Origin of the sequence: Geminicoccus roseus DSM 18922 (genome assembly GCF_000427665.1) — a bacterium.
GTDB lineage: Bacteria > Pseudomonadota > Alphaproteobacteria > Geminicoccales > Geminicoccaceae > Geminicoccus > Geminicoccus roseus.
Genome location: NZ_KE386572.1, coordinates 4,510,994 through 4,529,219, shown reverse-complemented (window position 1 = coordinate 4,529,219; position 18,226 = coordinate 4,510,994). Strand labels below are relative to the sequence as shown.

Genomic DNA, 18,226 nt, shown 5'->3' with positions numbered 1-18,226 from the left:
GAGGGACATGAGACTGAGCGTAGGTTTCGTCGCGGCGGCGCTTGGAATCACCATCCTCAGCCTTGCTGCCGTGATGGGGGCGCGGATGCGGCACGATGCGACCATGCCGCCGCCTGCCCTCGATGTGCCCACCGTCGCAATCCCGGCGCCACCGGTCCTGAAGGCCGAGCATTTCCTGGCGCTGACCATGTACCACGAGGCGCGCGGTCAGAGCCCCGAGGCAATGCGCGCCGTTGGCTGGGTGGTCCTCAACCGGACGAGAGCACAGGGCTTCCCGGACGGGATCCGCGACGTGGTGGTCGAGCCGACCCGCTCGGGCAAGTGCCAGTTCGGATGGGCCTGCGGCAATTTCGAGGAGGGCCTGGACCGGACCTCGGCGTGGCAGCAGGCCCAGACCGTCGCCGCGGAACTGCTCTTCCGGGGCGGCGCCGATCCGACCAAGGGGGCGGTCTGGTTCTGGGAATCCTGGCGGGAGCGGCCGCAATGGCTGGGCAACAATGTCCGGCAGACCCTGGAACTGGGCGGACATCGCTTCTTCGCGCCCAGCGGGCTGAGCTGATTGGAACGGGCCGGCTTGTTCGACAGCCGGCTTGACCCTACCCTCTCCGCGACGTTTTTTCGTGGGATTGAGCAGGGTAAGATGACCTCCATCCGCTCCGGCTTCACCGACCTGATCGGTGACACGCCGCTCGTGCGCCTCCGCCTCGCTTCCGAACGCACCGGATGCGAGATCCTCGGCAAGTGCGAGTTCATGAATCCGGGCGGCTCGATCAAGGACCGCGCTGCCCTGGCGATCATCGAGGATGCCGAGGCCAAGGGACAGATCCGCAAGGGCGGGATCATCGTCGAAGGCACCGCCGGCAATACCGGGATCGGCCTGGCCCACGTCGCCTCGGCGCGCGGCTACAAGACCGTGATCGTCATTCCCGAGACGCAGAGCCAGGAGAAGATGGACGCGCTGCGCCTGGCCGGCGCCGACCTGCGCCCGGTCCCGGCCGTGCCCTACAAGGATCCGAACAACTACGTGAAGTTCTCCGGCCGGCTGGCCGAGGAGCTGGCGGCGACCCATCCCGAAGGCGCTCTCTGGGCCAACCAGTTCGACAACGTCGCCAACCGCCGGGGCCACTACAAGACCACCGGCCCCGAGATCTGGCGGCAGACCGGCGGCAGGATCGACGCCTTCACCTGCGCGGTCGGCACCGGCGGCACTCTGGCCGGCGTGGCCGACTACCTGAAGGAGCAGCGTCCGGACGTCCGGATCGTGCTGGCGGACCCGATGGGCGCCGCGCTCTATTCCTGGATCAAGACCGGCGAGCTCAAGAGCAGCGGGACCTCGATCACCGAGGGGATCGGCCAGGGACGGGTCACCGCCAACCTGGAGGACGCGCGGATCGACGACGCCGTCCAGATCACCGACGAGGAGGCGCTGCCGATCCTGTTCGAGATGGCGCAGGAGGAAGGCCTGGTCCTGGGCGGGTCCTCGGCGATCAACGTGACCGGTGCGATCCGGGTCGCCGAGGCGATGGGGCCGGGGCACACGATCGTCACCATCCTGTGCGACGGCGGCGCACGCTACCAGTCCAAGCTCTACAACCCGGCCTTCCTGCGCTCGAAGAACCTGCCGGTGCCGGCCTGGATTCCCGGGTGAGGAACGCCGAGATGGACCGCACCCCTGCCCTGGTCTCCGTCGACTGGCTGATCCGGCATCGCCACGATCCGGACGTCCGCCTCCTGGACGCGTCGTTCTACCTGCCGAACCAGAACCGGGACGCCCGGGCGGAGTACCTGCAGCGCCACCTTCCCGGCGCGGTGTTCTTCGACGTCGACGAGATCGCCGACCGGTCCAGCGAGCTGCCGCACATGCTGCCGTCGCCCGAGCAGTTCGGGCAGCAGGTGGGATCGCTCGGGATCGACAATGCCGACCGGGTGGTGGTCTACGACGCCGACCGCTTCCTCGCCTCGGCCCGGGCCTGGTGGATGTTCCGCGCCATGGGCCACCATGAGGTGATGGTGCTGGACGGTGGGCTGTCCGCCTGGACGGCAGCCGGCCAGCCGCTGGACAGCGGCGAGGTGGCGGTGGAGCCGCGTCGGTTCGTGGCGCGCTACCAGCCGGAGCTGGTGCGCAGTCTGGAGCAGGTGCGTGCTACGCTCGACGGCAGGCGCGAGCAGATCCTGGACGCCCGCTCGGCGGGTCGGTTCTATGGCCGTGACCCGGAGCCGCGCGCCGGACTGCGCGCCGGCCACATCCCAGGCTCCGCCAATTTGCCGTTCGGCGACCTGGTCGACACCGACGGACGCATGAAGCCGAACGACCAGCTGGCGATGTCATTCGACGGGGCGGGGGTCGACCTGCGGCTGCCGATGACCGCCACCTGCGGCTCCGGCGTGTCGGCGGCGGTGCTGGCGCTGGCTGCCTACCAGCTCGGCAAGGACGACCTGGCTGTCTACGACGGATCGTGGACCGAGTGGGGTGGCCGGGAGGATGTGCCGGTCGTCACGGAATGACCGGAGCGTGCGGTGCTGCCTCGCGGGGCAGCACGCCGGTCAGGCGCGGGTCGGGATCCAGGTCCAGGGCGAAGCGGTAGGGCACGAAGCCGGCGCGCTGGTAGAACGCCAGCGCGCCCCGGTGATCGTAGTTGCAGGTATGGACCCAAAAGCGCCGGATCGGCTGGCGGAACGCCCGTTCGATCGCGTTCTCCATCAGCCAGCGGCCGGTGCCGGAGCCGATCAGCGCGCTGGTGACGCCGAAATAGGCCAGCTCGACCTCGCCCTCCTTGCGAAAGTCGAGTTCCATCAGCCCCTCGGCCACGCCGTCCCGCTCGACCACCCGGACCTCGACCTCAGGATCATGGATGATCCCGGCCAGACCCTGGTCGGTCAGCAGGCGACGGCCGTACCAGAGCCAGGGCTCGCCGACCCGGGCGAACAGGTCGCGGTACCAGGCAAGATCGGGACGGACGACATGGCGCAGCGTGACGCCGTCTGGGGCGGCGCAGGCGCGCGGCGGCGGACGTTCGGTCATCTCCAGGCAGACCACCACCGAGGGAAGCATGCCCTTGGGCAGCAGGTAGAAGCCTGCGTCGAGTTCGAGCTCGGTCATGCATCCTCCAGTTCGATCACCTGGCCATCATAAGCCGGCCGGATATGGGCCGGTAGCCGGGCGCACCAGGCGTCGTAGTCGACCTCGTGGTTCATGTGGGTGAACCAGACACGCTCGGGACGCAGCCGCTCGACCCAGCCCATCGTACGCTCCAGATGGGCATGGGTCGGGTGCGGGCGCTCGCGCAGGCAGTCGACGATCCAGAAGCGGATGCCGGCAAGCTGCGCCATGGCCGCCTCGTCCAGCCAGTCGACATCGGTGGAATAGGCGAAGTCGCCGATCCGAAAGCCCCAGCTGTCGGTATGGCCGTGGCGTTGCCGGAACGGGACCAGGGTGGTGCTGCCCACGGTGAACGGGCCGTCGAACACCCGCGGCTCCATGGACGGCCGCCAGAACCCGCCGCTGGGGTGACGATCCGGATGGAACGCATAGTCGAAGCGGCTGCGGACCTGGTCCAGCACCAGCGCGTCGCCATAGGCGGGCAGCACCGCGTCCATCGCGTTGTTCACGCCGCGGATGTCGTCGATGCCGTGGATGTGGTCGGCATGGGCGTGGGTGAACACCAGGGCGTCCAGCCGCGTCACCCCGGCGGCGAGCAGTTGCATGCGCAGGTCCGGACCGCAGTCGAACAGGATCAGCGTGCCCCGGTCCTCCACCAGGATCGAGCTGCGCAGCCGCTTGTTCCTCGGATTGTCGGAACGGCAGACGGCGCAGGAACAGCCGATCTGCGGCACGCCCGAGGACGTGCCGCAGCCAAGCACCGTGATCTTCATGCGGCCTGCTTGATCCGCGGGAACAGCCGCTCGGCATTGGCGGTGGTGACCCGCCCGATCTCCGCGACGGTCAGGCCGAACAGCTCGGCGAGCCGGACGGCGACGAACGGCACGTAGGACGGCTCGTTGGTCCGGCCGCGCTTGGGCGCCGGGGCGAGGTAGGGCGCGTCGGTCTCCAGGATCAGCGCATCCAGCGGCATCTGCCGGATGGTCGCGCGGATCGCTTCGCTCTTGGGAAAGGTGGCGATCCCGCCGATCCCCAGATGCAGGCCCATGGTCACCGCCCGCTCGGCCAGGCGGTGCGAGGAGGAGTAGCAGTGGATCACCCCGGTGAACGGCTTGTGCGCCATCGCCGCTTCCAGGAGATCCATGGTGTCGTCGTCGGCATCCCGGGTGTGGACCACCAGCGGCAGGCCAGTCTCCTGGCAGGCATGGATATGGGCCAGGAAGGAGCGCCGCTGCGCGTCCCGGGGGGCCTTGTCGTAGAAATAGTCGAAGCCGCTCTCGCCGATCCCGACCACGTGCGGATCGTCCGCCGCCTCGATCAGCGGGGTCGGGTCGCACAGCCCCTCGCTTCCCGACTCATGGGGATGCACACCGACCGTGCAGAACACGCCCGGGTTCGTTCGTGCAATTTCGCGCACCTGATCGAACGCGGACAGCCGCGTCCCGATCGAGATCATCCGGGTGACCCCCGCCTCGCGGGCGCGCGACAGGACGTCCGGCAGGCTCTCGGCCAAGCCCGGATAGTCCAGGTGGCAGTGGGTATCGATCAGGCTCATGCCGCCGGCTCCAGCCATTTCGGGAACACGCCCTCCGGCTTGGGCAAGGGCGTGCCGGGCACCAGCTGCGCCGCGGGATCGGCGACCTCGGCGATCTGGCGGCGGTCGGCCGGCACCGCCAGCTGGTCGAGCACCCGGGCCGAGGAGGTCGGCATGAAGGGCTGGGTGAGGATCGCGATCCGTCGAATGGTTTCGACAAGGACCCACAGGACGGTGTTCATCCGGACCGGATCGGTCTTGCGCAGGGTCCAGGGGGCCTGGGTGTCGATCCAGCGGTTGGCGTCGGCGATCACGGCGAAGATCGCCTCCAGCGCCTTATGCGGCGCCTGCACCGCCATCTCCGCCCGGACCCGTTCCACCAGCCCAGCGGCGGCGTCGAGCAGTTCCCGGTCGACCGGCAGCAGCTCGCCCTTCTCCGGCACGGCCGCCCCGGCGTTCTTCTGGATGAAGGACAGGACGCGCAGGCCGAGATTGCCGTAGTCGTTGGCCAGATCGGCGTTCATCCGCCGGGCCATCGCCGCGCGGCTGAAATCGCCGTCCGAGCCGAACGGCACCTCGCGCAGGAGGAAGTAGCGGGTCTGGTCCAGGCCGAACGTGTCGATCAGCTGGAACGGGTCGATCACGTTGCCGACCGACTTCGAGATCTTCTCGCCCTCGTTGGTCCACCAGCCATGGGCGAACACGCGGCGGGGCGGCGGCAAGTCGGCGGCCATCAGGAAGGCCGGCCAGAAGATCGCGTGGAAGCGCAGGATGTCCTTGCCGACCACGTGCACGTCGGCCGGCCAGAAGGTCCGCCATGCCTCGGTGTCGTCCGGGTAGCCAAGCGCGGTGATGTAGTTGGTGAGCGCGTCCAGCCACACATACATCACGTGGTCCGGGTCGTTCGGGACCGGCACGCCCCACTTGAAGGTGGTCCGCGAGACCGACAGGTCGCGCAGGTTCGACTTCACGAAGCTGATCACCTCGTTGCGGCGCGAGGGCGGCAGGATGAAGTCGGGATGGGCCTCATAGAAGGCCAGCAGCCGGTCCTGCCAGGCGGACAGGCGGAAGAAGTATGAGGGCTCCTCGACCCACTCCACCGGGGCGCCGGTGGGCGCCTTGCCGTCCCTGATCTCGCTCTCGTCGAAGAATGCCTCGTCGCGGACCGAGTACCAGCCAGCATACTTGCCGAGATAGATCTCGCCCTTCTCGACCAGCACGTTCCACAGATGCTGGACCGCCCGGTAGTGGCGGGGCTCGGTGGTGCGGATGAAGTCGTCGTGGGAGAAACCCATGGCGTCGGCCAGGCGGCGGAAGCGCTGGCTGACCTCGTCGGTGAAGGCCTGCGGATCCTTGCCGGCGGCCTGGGCGGCCTTCTCGACCTTCTGGCCATGCTCGTCGGTGCCGGTCAGGAACCAGACCTGCCTGCCGTCCAGCCGGGCGAAGCGCGCGAACGCATCGCAGGCGAGCGTGGTATAGGCATGGCCGATATGCGGGCTGTCGTTGACGTAATAAATCGGCGTCGTGATGTAGAAACGCTCGCCCGCGCTCATGTCGATCGGATCCTTCGAAAACTCGCCAGGGCGCAACTACCAGGGTTCGGGCAGGACGATGCGATCGCCCGGATCGCCCATGAGCATCGTGGCCGCAGCCAGCGATGCGGCGTCGGCAGAGAGGCTCTGGGGCTCGAACCGTGCCGCCAGCCGGGCGAGGTTGTCCCACGGCGCCCCCCAGGCATCAAGCGGGCGGCGCGCCGCCAGCGTCGAAAGGGCCGCCCGTTCCGCCTCGTCGCTGCCCGGCGGTACCCGTCCGGCCGCGTTCTGCAGGGCGCGGTGCAGGATGGCGCGGGGCACCTCGAACGGCGCCTGGGCCCCGGTCGCCTGCAGGGCCGCGGCGATCTTCGCCGCCAGCTCCATGACGCTGCCGCCTTGCAGGGCCTCGATACATCCCTGCAGGACGTCCTGGTAGAGCCGCAGGAACCCAACCGCGTCCAGCCAGAGGGCGCGGCCGATCGAACCTTGAGCGAACGGGATGAGGGCCGAGCGATCGGCTGCGGAACGCTCGGGCAGCGCCTCGGCCAGGAGCCGCGCCAGGGTCAGCTCGTCCAGGGGCTTCAGGCGCAGCCGGATGCAGCGCGACGCGATGGTCGGCAGGATCCTGCCCGGCACATGGTTGATCAGCAGCAGCACTGCGCCTGGCGGCGGCTCCTCCAGGAGCTTGAGGATCGCGTTGGCGCTCTGCGGGTTGAGGTCGTCGGCGGCGTCCACGATCAGCACCCTTCGGCCGCCAAGGCCCGCGGTGGTGCCGAACGCCTCCTTCAGGTCGCGGGCCTGGTCGACCTTGATGACCGCGCGCTTGCCGCGCGACGGCTCGACCTCCAGCACGTGCAGGTCGGGATGGCCGCCGCTGGCCAGCATCCGGAACACCCGGTCGGTGGGCTCGCTGCGCAGCTGCGCATCATGCGCGGCCCCCAGCAGGGCGCGGGCGAACCTCCAGGCGAGCGTGGCCTTGCCGATGCCGCGCGGCCCGCTGAACAGCCAGCCATGCGGGATCCGGCCGGAGGCGGCGATCCTTGCGAGCCTGGCCGCGGCGGCGTCGTGCCCGGCCAGCTCGAACGCCTGGCGCGGCTCGGGCAGGCTCAACGCCCCATATCCCGCAGGGCCAGGACATGGCCCGCAATGGCGGTGGCCACGGCGCCGGGCTCCGCCGCGGCATCAACGACCCGGACACGGCCTGGCTCCTGCCGGGCGATCGCCAGGAACCCGGCGCGCACCTGCTCGTGAAACGCCCGGCCCTTGGCTTCGAAGCGCCCGCCGCCGCCGGCGGCGGCGCGCCTGGCAGCGGCCTGCTCGACCGGCAGGTCCAGGACGAGGGTGAGGACCGGGCGCGGCTCCGGCAGGAGCAGGTCGTGCAGCGCGTCGATGCGGGCCTGGCCCAGGCCGCCGGCGATGCCCTGGTAGACCCGGGTGCTGTCGATGAACCGGTCGCACAGGACGACGGCGCCGCGCTGCAGCGCCGGCAGGACCACCCGCTCGACATGGTCGACCCGGGCGGCGGTCATCAGCAGCAGCTCGGTGAGCGGCGACCAGCGGTCGACGTCGCCGGCAACCGCCAGGTCGCGGATCCGCTCCGCCCCCTCGGTGCCGCCGGGCTCGCGGGTGGTCACCACGTCGTGGCCGCGCGCGCGCAGCATCTGGGCCAGCCGCGGCAGCTGGGTCGACTTGCCGACCCCCTCGCCCCCTTCGAACGTGATGAAATGAGCCACCGGGTCAGACGATCCCGCGCACATAGTACATGCTAAGGCTCCAGATGCGACCAAACCAGGACGCCGACGGGACATCGGCCCCGGCGACCAGGGGCACCACGACCGGCTCGTGGCCGGGGGCCACGACGGTCAGGTTGGCGAGCGGCTGGCCCTTGGCGACCGGTGCCGGGATCGGGTCGTCCCAGGCGACCTTGACGGTGAGACCGGGCCTGGCACCCCGGGACAGGGTCATGGCGACATCGTCGGCCGGGACCATCGCCACGGTCGGCTGCTCGCCCAGCCAGACCGGCGCCTCCTGGACCGTCTGCCCCTCGCGGAACAGGAGGAACTCCTCGAACTCGCGAAAGCCGAACTCCAGCAGACGAGCGCTTTCGCCGGCGCGCTCCTGCACCGAATCCAGCCCCGCCATCACCAGGATGATGCGGCGGTCGCCGCGCATGGCCGAGGCCACCAGGCCGTAGCCGGCCTCCTCGGTGTGCCCGGTCTTCAGCCCATCCACGCCGGGCACGCCACTGCGCAGGAGCGGGTTGCGGGTAAACTGGCGGATGCCGTTATAGGTGAACTCCTCCTCGGAGTAGATCGAGTAGTACTCCGGGAACTCCGCGATCAGCGCCCGGGCGAGCGTGGCCAGGTCGCGGACGGTCATCCAGTGGTCCGGGTCCGGCAGGCCATTGGAGTTGGCGAAATTGGAGCCGGTCAGGCCGATCTCCTCGCCCTTTGCGGTCATCTGCCGGGCGAACGCCTCCTCGCTGCCGGCCATGCCCTCGGCGATCACCACGCAGGCATCGTTGCCGGACTGGATGATCACGCCCCGGATCAGGTCGCCGACCTTCACGCGCTTGCCGACCTCGACGAACATCTTGGAGCCGCCGGTGCGCCAGGCCTTCTCGCTGACCGGCAGCTCGTCGTCCTCGCTCAGGCGCCCGGCGCGGATCGCGTCGAACACCATGTAGGCGGTCATGAGCTTGCTCATCGAGGCCGGCGGCAGGCGCAGGTCGGGCTCCTTGGCGAACAGCACGGTGCCGGTGCGGTGATCGATCATGATGGCCGCGCGCGCCTTGGTCTCGAAGGCGACCGGCTGGGCGGCGGCGGGGGTGGCCAGCAGCAGGACAACCGCCAGGAGCGGCAGGCAACGGCGCGCGATGGTGCCAAGGATCAACGTACCTGCCCTCCTCTGGGGTCGGTCGGCCCGTCAGGTTCCGCAGATGATGGCCGGCTTCGACGGGCCGGTGTTCTCGGTGAGGAAGGCCTGAGGGTGGCCTGCCGCCTGGACTTTCGCAAGCAGCGCCCGGGCATGGCCCGGGTCTGTCTCCGGACCGACGCGCAGGCGCAACAGTGCCTCGCCCCGGACGAACACCGGCTCCAGCCTGGCCTGCCCGAACGGCGCCACCTGAAGCCTGGACCGCTCGGCCCGCGCCGGGTCGGAGAAGGCCCCGACCTGGACGAACAGGGGATCGCCCCTGGACGCGCAGTCGGCCGGAACCGAGGCGGCCTCGACCGCCTGGCGGACCTCCACGGTGCTGGCGCGGAACGGGGCCGCTTCCTCGCGACGCTCCTCCGCCACTGCTTTTGAGCCGGCTTCCTCGTAGAGCTCGCCCGCGGCGAGCTCGGCCGAGGCGACCTGCACCTCGGGCTCCTTCAGCTCCTGCGGCACGTCCAGGGCATCAGGAGCGATCCCCAGGAACTGGACGCGCACCTCGGCCAGACCCTTGCCTTGGTAGCCGAGCTTGCGGGCAGCGGCCTCCGACAGGTCGATCTCCCGGTCATCGACGAACGGGCCGCGATCGTTCACCCGCAGGTCGACGGTGCGCCCGTTCTCCAAGTTGGTCACGCGGACGATGGACGGCAGCGGCAGGGTCGGATGGGCGGCCGAGATGAGCTCCTTGTCGAAGATTTCGCCGTTGGCGGTGAGCCGGCCCTGGAACTGCTCGCCGTACCAGGAGCCGGTGCCGACCTTGTCGTAGTCCGGGTCGTAAGCCGGGTGGTACCAGCGCCCGGCGATCTGGTAGGGCTTGCCGATCTTGTAGGCACCGGCCGGCCGGCCGGCAGCGCGGTCGGCCACCTGCCCGGGCGGCGGTGGCGGCGGGCTGGACGAGCAGGCGGCCAGCGCCAGCAGCAGCCCCAGCGCCATGAACCCGGTCGGGCGGCACTTCATGCCGGACCGGGAAATCTCCTGAAGGATCACGGCTCAGGACGCCTTCAGCTGGTCGGAAATCATGCCCACGGAGAGCGCGAAGTAGTCGGAGCGATTCCAGATCTTGAACACCTGAAAGTTGTGGTAGGTCAAGAAGGCCGGCCCTTCCTCGCCGTCCATGCGCAGGAATACCGCCGGGATGTCCGAATTCGGCAACGGTCCGCCGTCCTCGGCGCGCACGCCCGCCTGGCCGAACTCGGTCACGGTGCCGCGCTGGCCGGTCTCCAGGCTGGCCGGGGCCTGCACCGGCCGGCCCCACCGCTCGCCCGGCCGCCAACCGGAGGTCGCCAGGAAGTTGGACATCGAGGCGAACACGTCGGCCTCGGAGGTCCAGATGTCGCGGCGGCCGTCGCCGTCCCAGTCGACCGCGTGGCGCAGATAGGTCGAGGGCATGAACTGGCACTGACCCATCGCACCCGCCCAGGAGCCCTTGAACCCGTCAAGAACGATGTCGCCGGCGTCGAGGATCCGCAGCGCCGCCATCAGCTCGCCGCGAAAGAACTCCGAGCGGCGCCCGTCATGAGCGAGGGTCGCCAGGGTGGAGATCACCGACCAGTTGCCCATGTTGCGTCCGTAGGAGCTCTCCACTCCCCAGAGCGCGGTGATCACCTGGTTGGGGATCCCGTAGCGGAAGCGGACCGCCTCCAGAAGGTCGTGGCGGCTTTCCAGCAGTTCCTGGCCGCGCCGGATGCGGTTCCGGTCGATCACCCGCCGCGCGTATTCGGCGAAGGTCAGGCGGCCCTCCGGCTGGCGGCGGTCCAGCTCGATCACCTGTTCCAGGCGCTCGGCCCCTGCCAGCGCGCTCTTGGTGACGTAGGGCGAGATGCCCAGGCGCTGCGCCTCGACCGCGATCTGATCGAGGAACTCCGACCATGACTGCTGCGCAGCCCGGGCGCTGCCGCCAAGGGCCGTGGATGCCCAGGCAGCGAGCCCGAGCACCGGAAGCGCGCGGCGGACTGCCTCCCGCCTCGACCAATGAACGCGATCGCGATTCGCCACGTGATCTCCCTCATCCCCGGCGCCGCGCGGACCGGCCGCCGTGGTGCATCCTCGACCACCCGGCTTCTAGGGCCGGTCCGGTCGGGATGCCAGAGGGGGCGGGCGCGTCAGTAGACGTAGGTGAGCGTCCGGGCGTTTTCGTCGCGCAGCACGGCGATCGGCGGCTCGCTCCGGCCCGCGGCGGACCCGGCATCGGATGGCGAGCCGTCGCCGGCGAGCGGCTGGCTGCACGGCCTGCCGCTCCCGGGCGGGCAGGCCGCCACCACGGTGACGCCCACCGTCAGGCTGGCCGAGGCCTGTCCGGCGGAGGCCGCGGCAGGAAGCAGCGACAGGGCGGGCACGAGCAGGGCCAGCACGGCCGGGATGCGACGCATGAGACATTTCCTCGCGGCCCTTCGAGCGGGGCCCGGAAATGCTTCTAGCGCATCGGATGGCCGGATGCGTCAACGGACGTTCACCACGTTCACACGGCGCGCAGGCCGGCTCCACCAATTACTGAGACACGGCAGACGGTTGTGGCGCTTTGTTCAGAAAGTGATCGTCACCATCAGCGAGTCGACATAGGTACCGGGCGGCGTACCGGGTACCGGCGGGATCACGCCATATGCTGGCAGGTCGACCGGCTGGGTGCCGCTCACGGTGACCCCCAGCGCCGGGCCGATCACCATGCCGTCGCCCCAGGGCATCGCGCCTCCCGGGTCGGCGAACACGAAATAGGGGATGACGTCCGGGCCGGGGCCGGCCAGGCGGCGCTCGGCCCCGCCACCCCCGCCGGACAGCCCGACCTGCAGGCTCTGCGGCGCATCGCAGCGGATCGTGACCTTGCCGGTCGCCTGGCTGGTGCGCCCGGTCTGGATCACCCCGAAGGCCAGCGCCGCCACCTGGACGTCGCAGCCGGCCCGTGCCGCTCCCGGCGCCAGGAGAATGAGGCTGGCGAGCAGTGCTGCAGGCTTCATCGGCAGGCGATCTCCCCCAGATCCGGCATCGGCTCGTCCCCGCCCGCGGCCGGCAGGATGCAGACATAGCGGGCGTCGCCAAGGCTGGCGGCAACCTCGGCCGACTGGCCGTCCAGGCCGCGGACATGGCCGAAGCCGTCCCGCCCGAGCAGGACCGCCACCTGCCCGGAGTCGTCGGCCAGCTGCAGGCCGCCCGGCAGCGGCGCGCCGCTGATGTCCACCAAGCGGACGGTCGCCTGCCGCTCGCGGCGGATCCCGAAATCCACGGTCATCCCGCTGCGGTCGGCTGGAACCGCCTCCACCTGGGGATCGCCGACCTGCGCATCGAGCGGCAGGTCCTCCACTTCGACCCGCAGCCGGTTCTTCTGGTACGGCAGCAGGCCTGGCAGCAGCAGCTGTCCGTCCGCGTCGGTGCGGCCGACCTCGCGATTCTCCAGATAGACCCGCACGTCCGGCATGTCGGGCAGGTCGACCAGGCCGAAGGCACGCCCGAGCCGGCGCGAGGCGTTGAAGCGGCCGTCCACCACCGCGACCGAGCCCGAGACATTCGGGCGGATGGCGCTGGAGTCCTCGCCGATCTCGGCGTCGATCCGGGTCGACAAACGGCTCCAGTCATAGCCGAAGCTGCCCGAGAGCCGGCTGTCGTCCTCGCCGCCGCGCGCGGCAAGCAGCCAGTCCGCGCCAAGGTCGCTGTCGCCCTTGGAACGGCGATACAGGGCATCGGCGAAGGTGCCGCTGGAATCACGGGCGAGGCCGACCGAGGCGCTGTCGCGCCGGTTGATCGGCAGCACGTAGTTCAGGAAGAACGCGGCCTGGTCGGAGGGGTCGATCAGCTTGGCCGCGGTCAGCACCACCGAGCCCGGCCCGAGCCGGCCCGACCAGGACGCGCTGGCGGACAGGGTGTCTTCCCCCTCGCGCTCGTCGCGGTGCACCAGGAACAGGCCGAGATTGCCGAGCGAGCCCAGGTCCAGGCCGACCCTGGCCTGGTCGACCCTGGCCGGCTGGCCGCCATTCTCCAGGTCGCCCAGCTCCTGCCAGCCGTCGCTGGCGAGCCGGGTGCCGATGCCCAGGCTGAACGGGCGGCCGAGATATTCATAGTCCAGCTGGGCCTGGGTCCCGGTGTCGCCGTCGCGGCCCCGGCCGATCCCGACCCCGCCGCTGAGGGTGCCGAAGCGGTCCAGTGCCACCGAGCCGCCGACGGACAGGTTCTGGATGTCCTTCGACGCTTCCAGATGGATCTCGCCGGTCAGGCGGTCGGAGAACCCGTAGCGGTGGGTCATCGCGGCGAAGGGATCGCCATAGGAGAAGCTTTCCTCCGCATAGTCCTCGCGCAGCAGGCCCGCCTCGTAGGAGAAATCGTGAAGGCCGGCGCGCAGCATCCGGGCGCTGACATAATAGGGCTGGGTGACGATCCGCTCGCGGCCGAGCAGGTCGGTCACGGTGACCTGCAGTTCGCCGGCCCCGGTCACCACCGGCAGCTGGTCGATCTGAAAGGGACCCGCCGGCACGTCGCTCGTGTAGCGCTGCAGATCATCGACATAAACGTCGACCACCGAAGGATTTTCGGCCAGGCCGCCGATCGTCGGCAGCGGGAAGGTGACGAAGGACGGGTCGGTGCCGAAATTGCTGGCCCACTGGATGCCGGCGAAGCGGAACGGGCGGCCGAACGCGCCGCCGACGGAAAGCGCGTCACCCAGGCGCAGGGAAGCGCGCTTGTCCAGGAAGTCGCGGGAAAAGCCGGTCTCCAGCCGCACGAAGCTGCCATCGGAGGACAGGGCATCGCCGGCCAGCAGGCTGGAGGTCAGCACGCCGCCCGCCCCGAAGATCCCGGCCTCGAACAAACCATCCAGCCGCCCGTCGATCCCGTCTCCGGCCAGATACTGGACGTCGTAGTCGAGAAAGCCGCCGAACCCGACCACCACCGGCGGCCGATCGTCGGCCTCCCCGTCCAGGCGGGTCGGGTCCAGGCCCTCGGCGGGCACGCTCAAGGACAGGACCAGGTCGATCTCGTCGACCTCGGCCCTGGCACCCGCAATGGCGTCCAGCGGATAGAAGGGCTGGCCGTTGAGGGTGACGACCCGGTCCTCGTCGATCACCAGCCGCCAGCGTCGTGCCTCGGCCAGCTCCACCACCCGGCGCCCGGTGGCGGTCTCAAGCGCGAAGATCGCGGCGTCGCTCACCGGCTGGCCGTTCAGGATCACCGCATAGAGCTGCTCGGTCCAGGCCTGCTGCGGGTCGAGCGGCGGCAGGATCGGGTCGCGATGGAAGCTGCGGGGCGGCGGCCCCGACCAGGCCTCGGTGCTCGGCGGCATCTCGACCCGGGTCGCCGGCACCGCGGCGGTGGTGCGCCGTACCATCGGGAGGACGGGAGGCGCCTCCGGCCGGCCGGCGGCGGGGATTATCGGCACGACCACCTCCCCGGCGGCGGGAACGAAGCGCGGCGGAGGGGCGGCCAGCGCCTCCAGGGGCTGCGGCGGCCCTGCCGGACCGGGAGCGGGCGGCGGCTGCAGGTCGGCCGGAGGTCCGCGATCGACGGGATCCTGGCCGGACTGGCCCGCGTCGGGGGGTTCCTGCGCGTTCAGCCCGGACCAGACGGTGGCCAGCAGAACAGCGGCCCAGACCCTAGTCGCGCGGAGCGGCCAGGCGTTCTTCGAGCGTGCCAAGATTCGTGTCCGCCACCACCGTCACCAGGCCACCCTTCGCGGCAGCCGGCAGCGGCCAGCTCCGCGAACGTCCGGGCAGCAGGTAGAAGGCCTCCTTCACCTGGGCCAGAGAGCGCCCGGCATCGTCCTGCACGGCGATCCCGCTCACCTGGACATGAGCCTGGCCGGCATTGCGCACCGCCAGGATCGGGCCGCCCACCGCCGACTGGATGGTCCAGACCGGGTCGGCCAGGGCGCCCGGCGCCCTTTGGAAGACCGGGACGTTGAAGCCCAGGGCGAAGCGCACGCCGCCTGACTGCGCCCCGCCCGAGGCGGGTGCCGGCACCTCGGTGATCAGCAGGCGATAGCTACGCTCGACGGGCGGCCGGCTGCGGTCGCGCAGCGCCAGCCGGATCACCTGCTGGGCGCCGGGCTTCAGGGTGAAGACCGGCGGCACCGCGATCATCTCCGGCGCCGGCTCCAGCGCGTCCGGCATCGGCGAATCGAGCCAGCGCATGGCGCTGACCTGCAGCACGCTGCCTTCATCGCCATCGTTGCGCACCGCGATGGTGGCGGTGCCGGTCTCGCCCAGGTCGACCCGGGTCGGCGACACCGCCAGATTGCCCGCGGCGTGCGCCGGGGCGCTGAGGACGAGCGGCGGGGCGAGCAGGCCCAGCGCCAGGACGAGCGCCAGGGCATGCCGGCGGCAGCTGGGCCGGGCGATCGGCCGGGAGCCGGTAGGGATCCCGGTCACGGGAAGGTCAGCGTCACGTTCACCGTGTCGGCGTAGTTGCCGGCCGGCACGGTCTGGTTGGCGTTGATCCGCCCATGGACCGGGATGGTGCCGCCGCCGGCCACCAGGCGGATCTCGGTGTAGGCGTTGGAGCCGGTGGCGAAGATCGCCGAGCGGGTGGTGTTGCGGTAGAGCTGGTAGGCCAGCTGGTTGCTGCCCGAGGTCATCTTCCGCGCGGTGGTGTTGCCGGTGCCGCCGCCGTCCAGCTCGAACACCAGGTTGCCGGTGGGGCAGTTGGCGAAGGTGATCTGGCCGTCGACGTCGAGGTTGCTGGTCTGACCGGACGTGTAGGTGCCAAAGTTCAACGTGCCGCCGGTGAGCGAGCAACTGGTCTGGACCACGGCGGATACGGCCAGCGTTCCGGTGGTGGTGGGCGCCGGTGCCGGCTTGGGTAGCAGCACCACCACGGTGCCAAGCAGCCCGGCGGCCCAGCAAGCTGCGCGTGTCATGACTATTCTCCCCAGAGCCGCAACCCGCGGTCGACGGCAGAATTCAACTACTGGTTATATGAACCGGCCTGAAATGGCTTTTCAAGGGAAATGTAGGTCGGGACTTCACGTAATGGTTGAGGTGATGTCCTGCCGGCGGCGAAGGGATCGCTCGCCCCAGTAGCGCACCGTGGAAAGAAGCTTGGGCCGGTCGATCGGCTTGGTCAGGTAGGCGTCCATCCCGGCGGCACGCACGGCGGCCTCGTCGCCGGGCATGGCATCGGCGGTGAGCGCCACGATCGGAATCTTCTGCCGGTCCGGGTCGGCCAGCCGGCGGATCGTGCGAGTCGCCGCAAGGCCGTCGGTTCCCGGCATCTGCACGTCCATCAGCACCAGGTCGAACTGGCCTTCCCCGACCATGGCCACGGCGGCGGCGCCATCCGGGACGGCGGTGACGTCATGGCCGGCCTTGCCGAGCAGCAGGGTAGCGAGCTTCGCGTTCACCGGATTGTCGTCGGCCACCAGGATGCGCAGGGCCCGCCCTCCCTGTTCGTCGACATGGTGACGGGTCAGAAGCTGCGTGTTTTCCGATGCTTGCACGATCCCCATCAGGATCTGCATGAGATCGTCGTTGTGGAAGGGTGCGGCCAGATACGCATCATAGCCCAGCGCCCGTGCGCGCACCGCGTCGCCGCGCAGGCCGGACCCGGCCAGGCAGACCGCGCGGAACCCGGCCCCGGGCCGGTCCCGCATCACCTGCAGGAGTCGTACCGTGTCGTCGTCGGTGATGGCGGCGCTGGCGATCAGCAGGTCGAAGCGCACCCCGCGCGTACCGGCTTCCTGGATCTCCCGCAGCGCGTCCTGGGTCCCGGCGGCCCCGCGCACGCCCATGCCCCAGGCCAGCCCCGCCGCCCGAAGCCGCTCGCGCAGTTCCGGCCGGGGTTCGACCACCAGCAGTTCCAGGCCGGCCAGGCTCACCGGTTCTGGCGCGCCCTCGTGGGGCGCTGCTCCTGCAGCCGCCAGCGGCAGGTCGATGACGAAGCGGGCTCCCCGGCCCGGCCGTGCATCGACCGCGACCTTGCCGCCCATGGCGCGGATCAGGCGCATCGACACCATCAGGCCCAGGCCGCTGCCGCCAAACGCCCGCGCCGTGGTCCCGCCGATCTGGTTATAGCCGGAGAACAGCTTGGCCATGCTGGATGCATCGAAGCCCGGCCCGGTGTCGGCGATCTCGAACAGCACGAACCCGTTCGGCCGGGCAGGATGGACCCGCATCCTGATGGTAACGCCGCCGGCATCGGTGAACTTGACCGCGTTGCCGATCACGTTGCCCAGGATCTGACGCAGGCGGCCCGGATCGCCCCGCAGCCGTGCCGGGACGTCCTGGGCGACCATGGTCTCGAAGCGCAGATGCTTGGCCCGGGCCTTCACCTGAAAAGGCGCCACGATCCGCTCCAGCAGGAGGCGCGGGTCGAAAACGGTATCCAGCAGCTCGAGCCGGCCGGCCTCGGCGCGGGAGAGGTCGAGCATGTCGTTGATCACGGTCAGGAGCGCCTCGGCCGAATCGGTGATGGCGGCGACCAGCCCGCGCTGCTCGTCGGAAAGCTGCGTCTCCCCCAGGAGCCGGGCCATGCCGAGGACGCCGTTCATCGGCTCGCGCAGCTCGTGGCTCACCGCCGCTACCGTCACCAGCGGACCTGCCCGCCTGTTCCTGCGCCCGCGCCGGTCCAGCCGCCTGCCGATCGATCGCCCGGTCCTGTCCATGGTCCTGCCCGCCTTGCCACCGGCCGCTGCAACAGGCCGGCAAGGCGACGTAGCGCGACCCGCGCACAAGTTGAAGACACAACCAACGTATTAGTTGAAATCAGATCAAGAAACGGACTATCTTCCTATTGCCGGGAGCGCCCGGCCAACAAGGACAAGAAGCATGAAACCGAGAGCGTCCTCACGAAAGTCGGAGCCGAGCGACATCATCCTGCCGCCGGAGCAGCCGGATCCTCCCCCGGCCATCCTCCCGGCACCGGACCGGCCGGCGGGGTTCGTCCCGCCGCCCTTCACCCTCGACGACCTGGAGGCCCGTCGAGCCTGGCTCTGGATGCTGATCTTCAACATTTTCCAGAACAGGGCGGCCAGCGCGGAGAAGCTGGACTACCGCTTCGCCCTGCACTTGAGCGAGCTGCTCGGTCTCAACGCACCCGTCGACGAGAAGAAGTCCATCAAGGTGGACGCTCTCGGCGAATTCCTGGACGGGCTCTCGGTCGAGGCCTTTGCTGAATACAAGCGGCAGGGCGAGCCCCGCTAGACCGTCCATTCCT

At 70.1% G+C, this 18,226-nt stretch carries 19 protein-coding genes; 4 read left to right on the top strand and 15 right to left on the bottom strand.

The features are described from left to right. Nucleotides 1-7: 7 nt before the first annotated feature. The 3 genes from GEMRO_RS0122390 (at nucleotide 8) to sseA (ending at nucleotide 2,505) form a co-directional block, all read left to right on the top strand. Complete coding sequence (locus tag GEMRO_RS0122390; RefSeq protein ID WP_027135793.1) at nucleotides 8-559, top strand: cell wall hydrolase; 552 nt, start codon at nucleotides 8-10, stop codon at nucleotides 557-559. Nucleotides 560-640: 81 nt separating this feature from the next. Further along, entirely contained in the window at nucleotides 641-1,648 is a 1,008-nt protein-coding gene (locus tag GEMRO_RS0122385; RefSeq protein ID WP_027135792.1) for a cysteine synthase A, read from the top strand. Between the two features lie 11 nt (nucleotides 1,649-1,659). Next, the gene (gene sseA, locus GEMRO_RS0122380; RefSeq protein WP_027135791.1) at nucleotides 1,660-2,505 is read left to right on the top strand and encodes a 3-mercaptopyruvate sulfurtransferase; all 846 of its coding nucleotides are present in this window, start codon (nucleotides 1,660-1,662) and stop codon (nucleotides 2,503-2,505) included. Here the strand turns inward: sseA and GEMRO_RS0122375 are convergent. The 15 genes from GEMRO_RS0122375 to GEMRO_RS31225 form a co-directional block, all read right to left on the bottom strand. Beyond that, nucleotides 2,495-3,100: a GNAT family N-acetyltransferase gene (locus GEMRO_RS0122375; protein ID WP_027135790.1), complete on the bottom strand. Its 606-nt coding sequence runs from the start codon at nucleotides 3,098-3,100 to the stop codon at nucleotides 2,495-2,497. The two genes, sseA and GEMRO_RS0122375, sit on opposite strands and share 11 nt — an antisense overlap. Further along, nucleotides 3,097-3,873 carry an MBL fold metallo-hydrolase gene (locus GEMRO_RS0122370; protein ID WP_027135789.1) on the bottom strand — a complete coding sequence of 259 codons (777 nt, stop codon included), beginning with the start codon at nucleotides 3,871-3,873 and terminating at the stop codon, nucleotides 3,097-3,099. Before GEMRO_RS0122370 ends, GEMRO_RS0122375 begins: the two co-directional genes overlap by 4 nt. Continuing rightward, entirely contained in the window at nucleotides 3,870-4,655 is a 786-nt protein-coding gene (locus GEMRO_RS0122365) for a TatD family hydrolase (protein WP_027135788.1), read from the bottom strand. Before GEMRO_RS0122365 ends, GEMRO_RS0122370 begins: the two co-directional genes overlap by 4 nt. Then, on the bottom strand, nucleotides 4,652-6,187 hold the full coding sequence (gene metG / locus GEMRO_RS0122360) for a methionine--tRNA ligase (RefSeq protein ID WP_027135787.1): 1,536 nt from the start codon (nucleotides 6,185-6,187) through the stop codon (nucleotides 4,652-4,654). Before metG ends, GEMRO_RS0122365 begins: the two co-directional genes overlap by 4 nt. A gap of 36 nt (nucleotides 6,188-6,223) precedes the next feature. Further along, nucleotides 6,224-7,276: a DNA polymerase III subunit delta' gene (locus tag GEMRO_RS31245; RefSeq protein WP_051329369.1), complete on the bottom strand. Its 1,053-nt coding sequence runs from the start codon at nucleotides 7,274-7,276 to the stop codon at nucleotides 6,224-6,226. Then, entirely contained in the window at nucleotides 7,273-7,923 is a 651-nt protein-coding gene (gene tmk / locus GEMRO_RS0122350) for a dTMP kinase (RefSeq protein ID WP_027135786.1), read from the bottom strand. Before tmk ends, GEMRO_RS31245 begins: the two co-directional genes overlap by 4 nt. After that, nucleotides 7,904-9,058 (bottom strand): D-alanyl-D-alanine carboxypeptidase family protein, encoded by a 1,155-nt coding sequence (locus GEMRO_RS31240; RefSeq protein ID WP_051329368.1) that lies wholly within the window; start codon nucleotides 9,056-9,058, stop codon nucleotides 7,904-7,906. The genes tmk and GEMRO_RS31240 overlap by 20 nt, the downstream gene beginning before the upstream one ends. Nucleotides 9,059-9,091: 33 nt before the next feature. Next, entirely contained in the window at nucleotides 9,092-10,054 is a 963-nt protein-coding gene (locus GEMRO_RS34760) for a septal ring lytic transglycosylase RlpA family protein (RefSeq protein WP_051329367.1), read from the bottom strand. Between the two features lie 33 nt (nucleotides 10,055-10,087). Then, complete coding sequence (locus GEMRO_RS0122335) at nucleotides 10,088-11,092, bottom strand: lytic murein transglycosylase (RefSeq protein ID WP_205625062.1); 1,005 nt, start codon at nucleotides 11,090-11,092, stop codon at nucleotides 10,088-10,090. Between the two features lie 107 nt (nucleotides 11,093-11,199). Continuing rightward, a complete protein-coding gene (locus GEMRO_RS0122330; protein WP_027135784.1) occupies nucleotides 11,200-11,466 on the bottom strand; it encodes a hypothetical protein in 267 nt (88 codons plus the stop codon). 153 nt (nucleotides 11,467-11,619) lie between these two features. Beyond that, nucleotides 11,620-12,048 carry a spore coat protein U domain-containing protein gene (locus GEMRO_RS0122325; RefSeq protein ID WP_027135783.1) on the bottom strand — a complete coding sequence of 143 codons (429 nt, stop codon included), beginning with the start codon at nucleotides 12,046-12,048 and terminating at the stop codon, nucleotides 11,620-11,622. Continuing rightward, nucleotides 12,045-14,711 carry a fimbria/pilus outer membrane usher protein gene (locus GEMRO_RS0122320; RefSeq protein ID WP_027135782.1) on the bottom strand — a complete coding sequence of 889 codons (2,667 nt, stop codon included), beginning with the start codon at nucleotides 14,709-14,711 and terminating at the stop codon, nucleotides 12,045-12,047. Before GEMRO_RS0122320 ends, GEMRO_RS0122325 begins: the two co-directional genes overlap by 4 nt. After that, complete coding sequence (locus tag GEMRO_RS32985; RefSeq protein ID WP_051329366.1) at nucleotides 14,671-15,444, bottom strand: fimbrial biogenesis chaperone; 774 nt, start codon at nucleotides 15,442-15,444, stop codon at nucleotides 14,671-14,673. Before GEMRO_RS32985 ends, GEMRO_RS0122320 begins: the two co-directional genes overlap by 41 nt. Then, nucleotides 15,441-15,932, bottom strand: a complete 492-nt coding sequence (locus tag GEMRO_RS0122310) for a Csu type fimbrial protein (RefSeq protein WP_051329365.1) — start codon at nucleotides 15,930-15,932, stop codon at nucleotides 15,441-15,443. Before GEMRO_RS0122310 ends, GEMRO_RS32985 begins: the two co-directional genes overlap by 4 nt. A gap of 105 nt (nucleotides 15,933-16,037) precedes the next feature. Beyond that, a complete protein-coding gene (locus tag GEMRO_RS31225) occupies nucleotides 16,038-17,600 on the bottom strand; it encodes a response regulator (protein ID WP_169728435.1) in 1,563 nt (520 codons plus the stop codon). A 238-nt stretch (nucleotides 17,601-17,838) separates the two neighbouring features. On the opposite strand from GEMRO_RS31225, the gene GEMRO_RS0122300 reads away from it, so the two are divergent. Continuing rightward, nucleotides 17,839-18,213 (top strand): hypothetical protein, encoded by a 375-nt coding sequence (locus GEMRO_RS0122300; RefSeq protein ID WP_027135780.1) that lies wholly within the window; start codon nucleotides 17,839-17,841, stop codon nucleotides 18,211-18,213. Nucleotides 18,214-18,226: the final 13 nt, after the last annotated feature.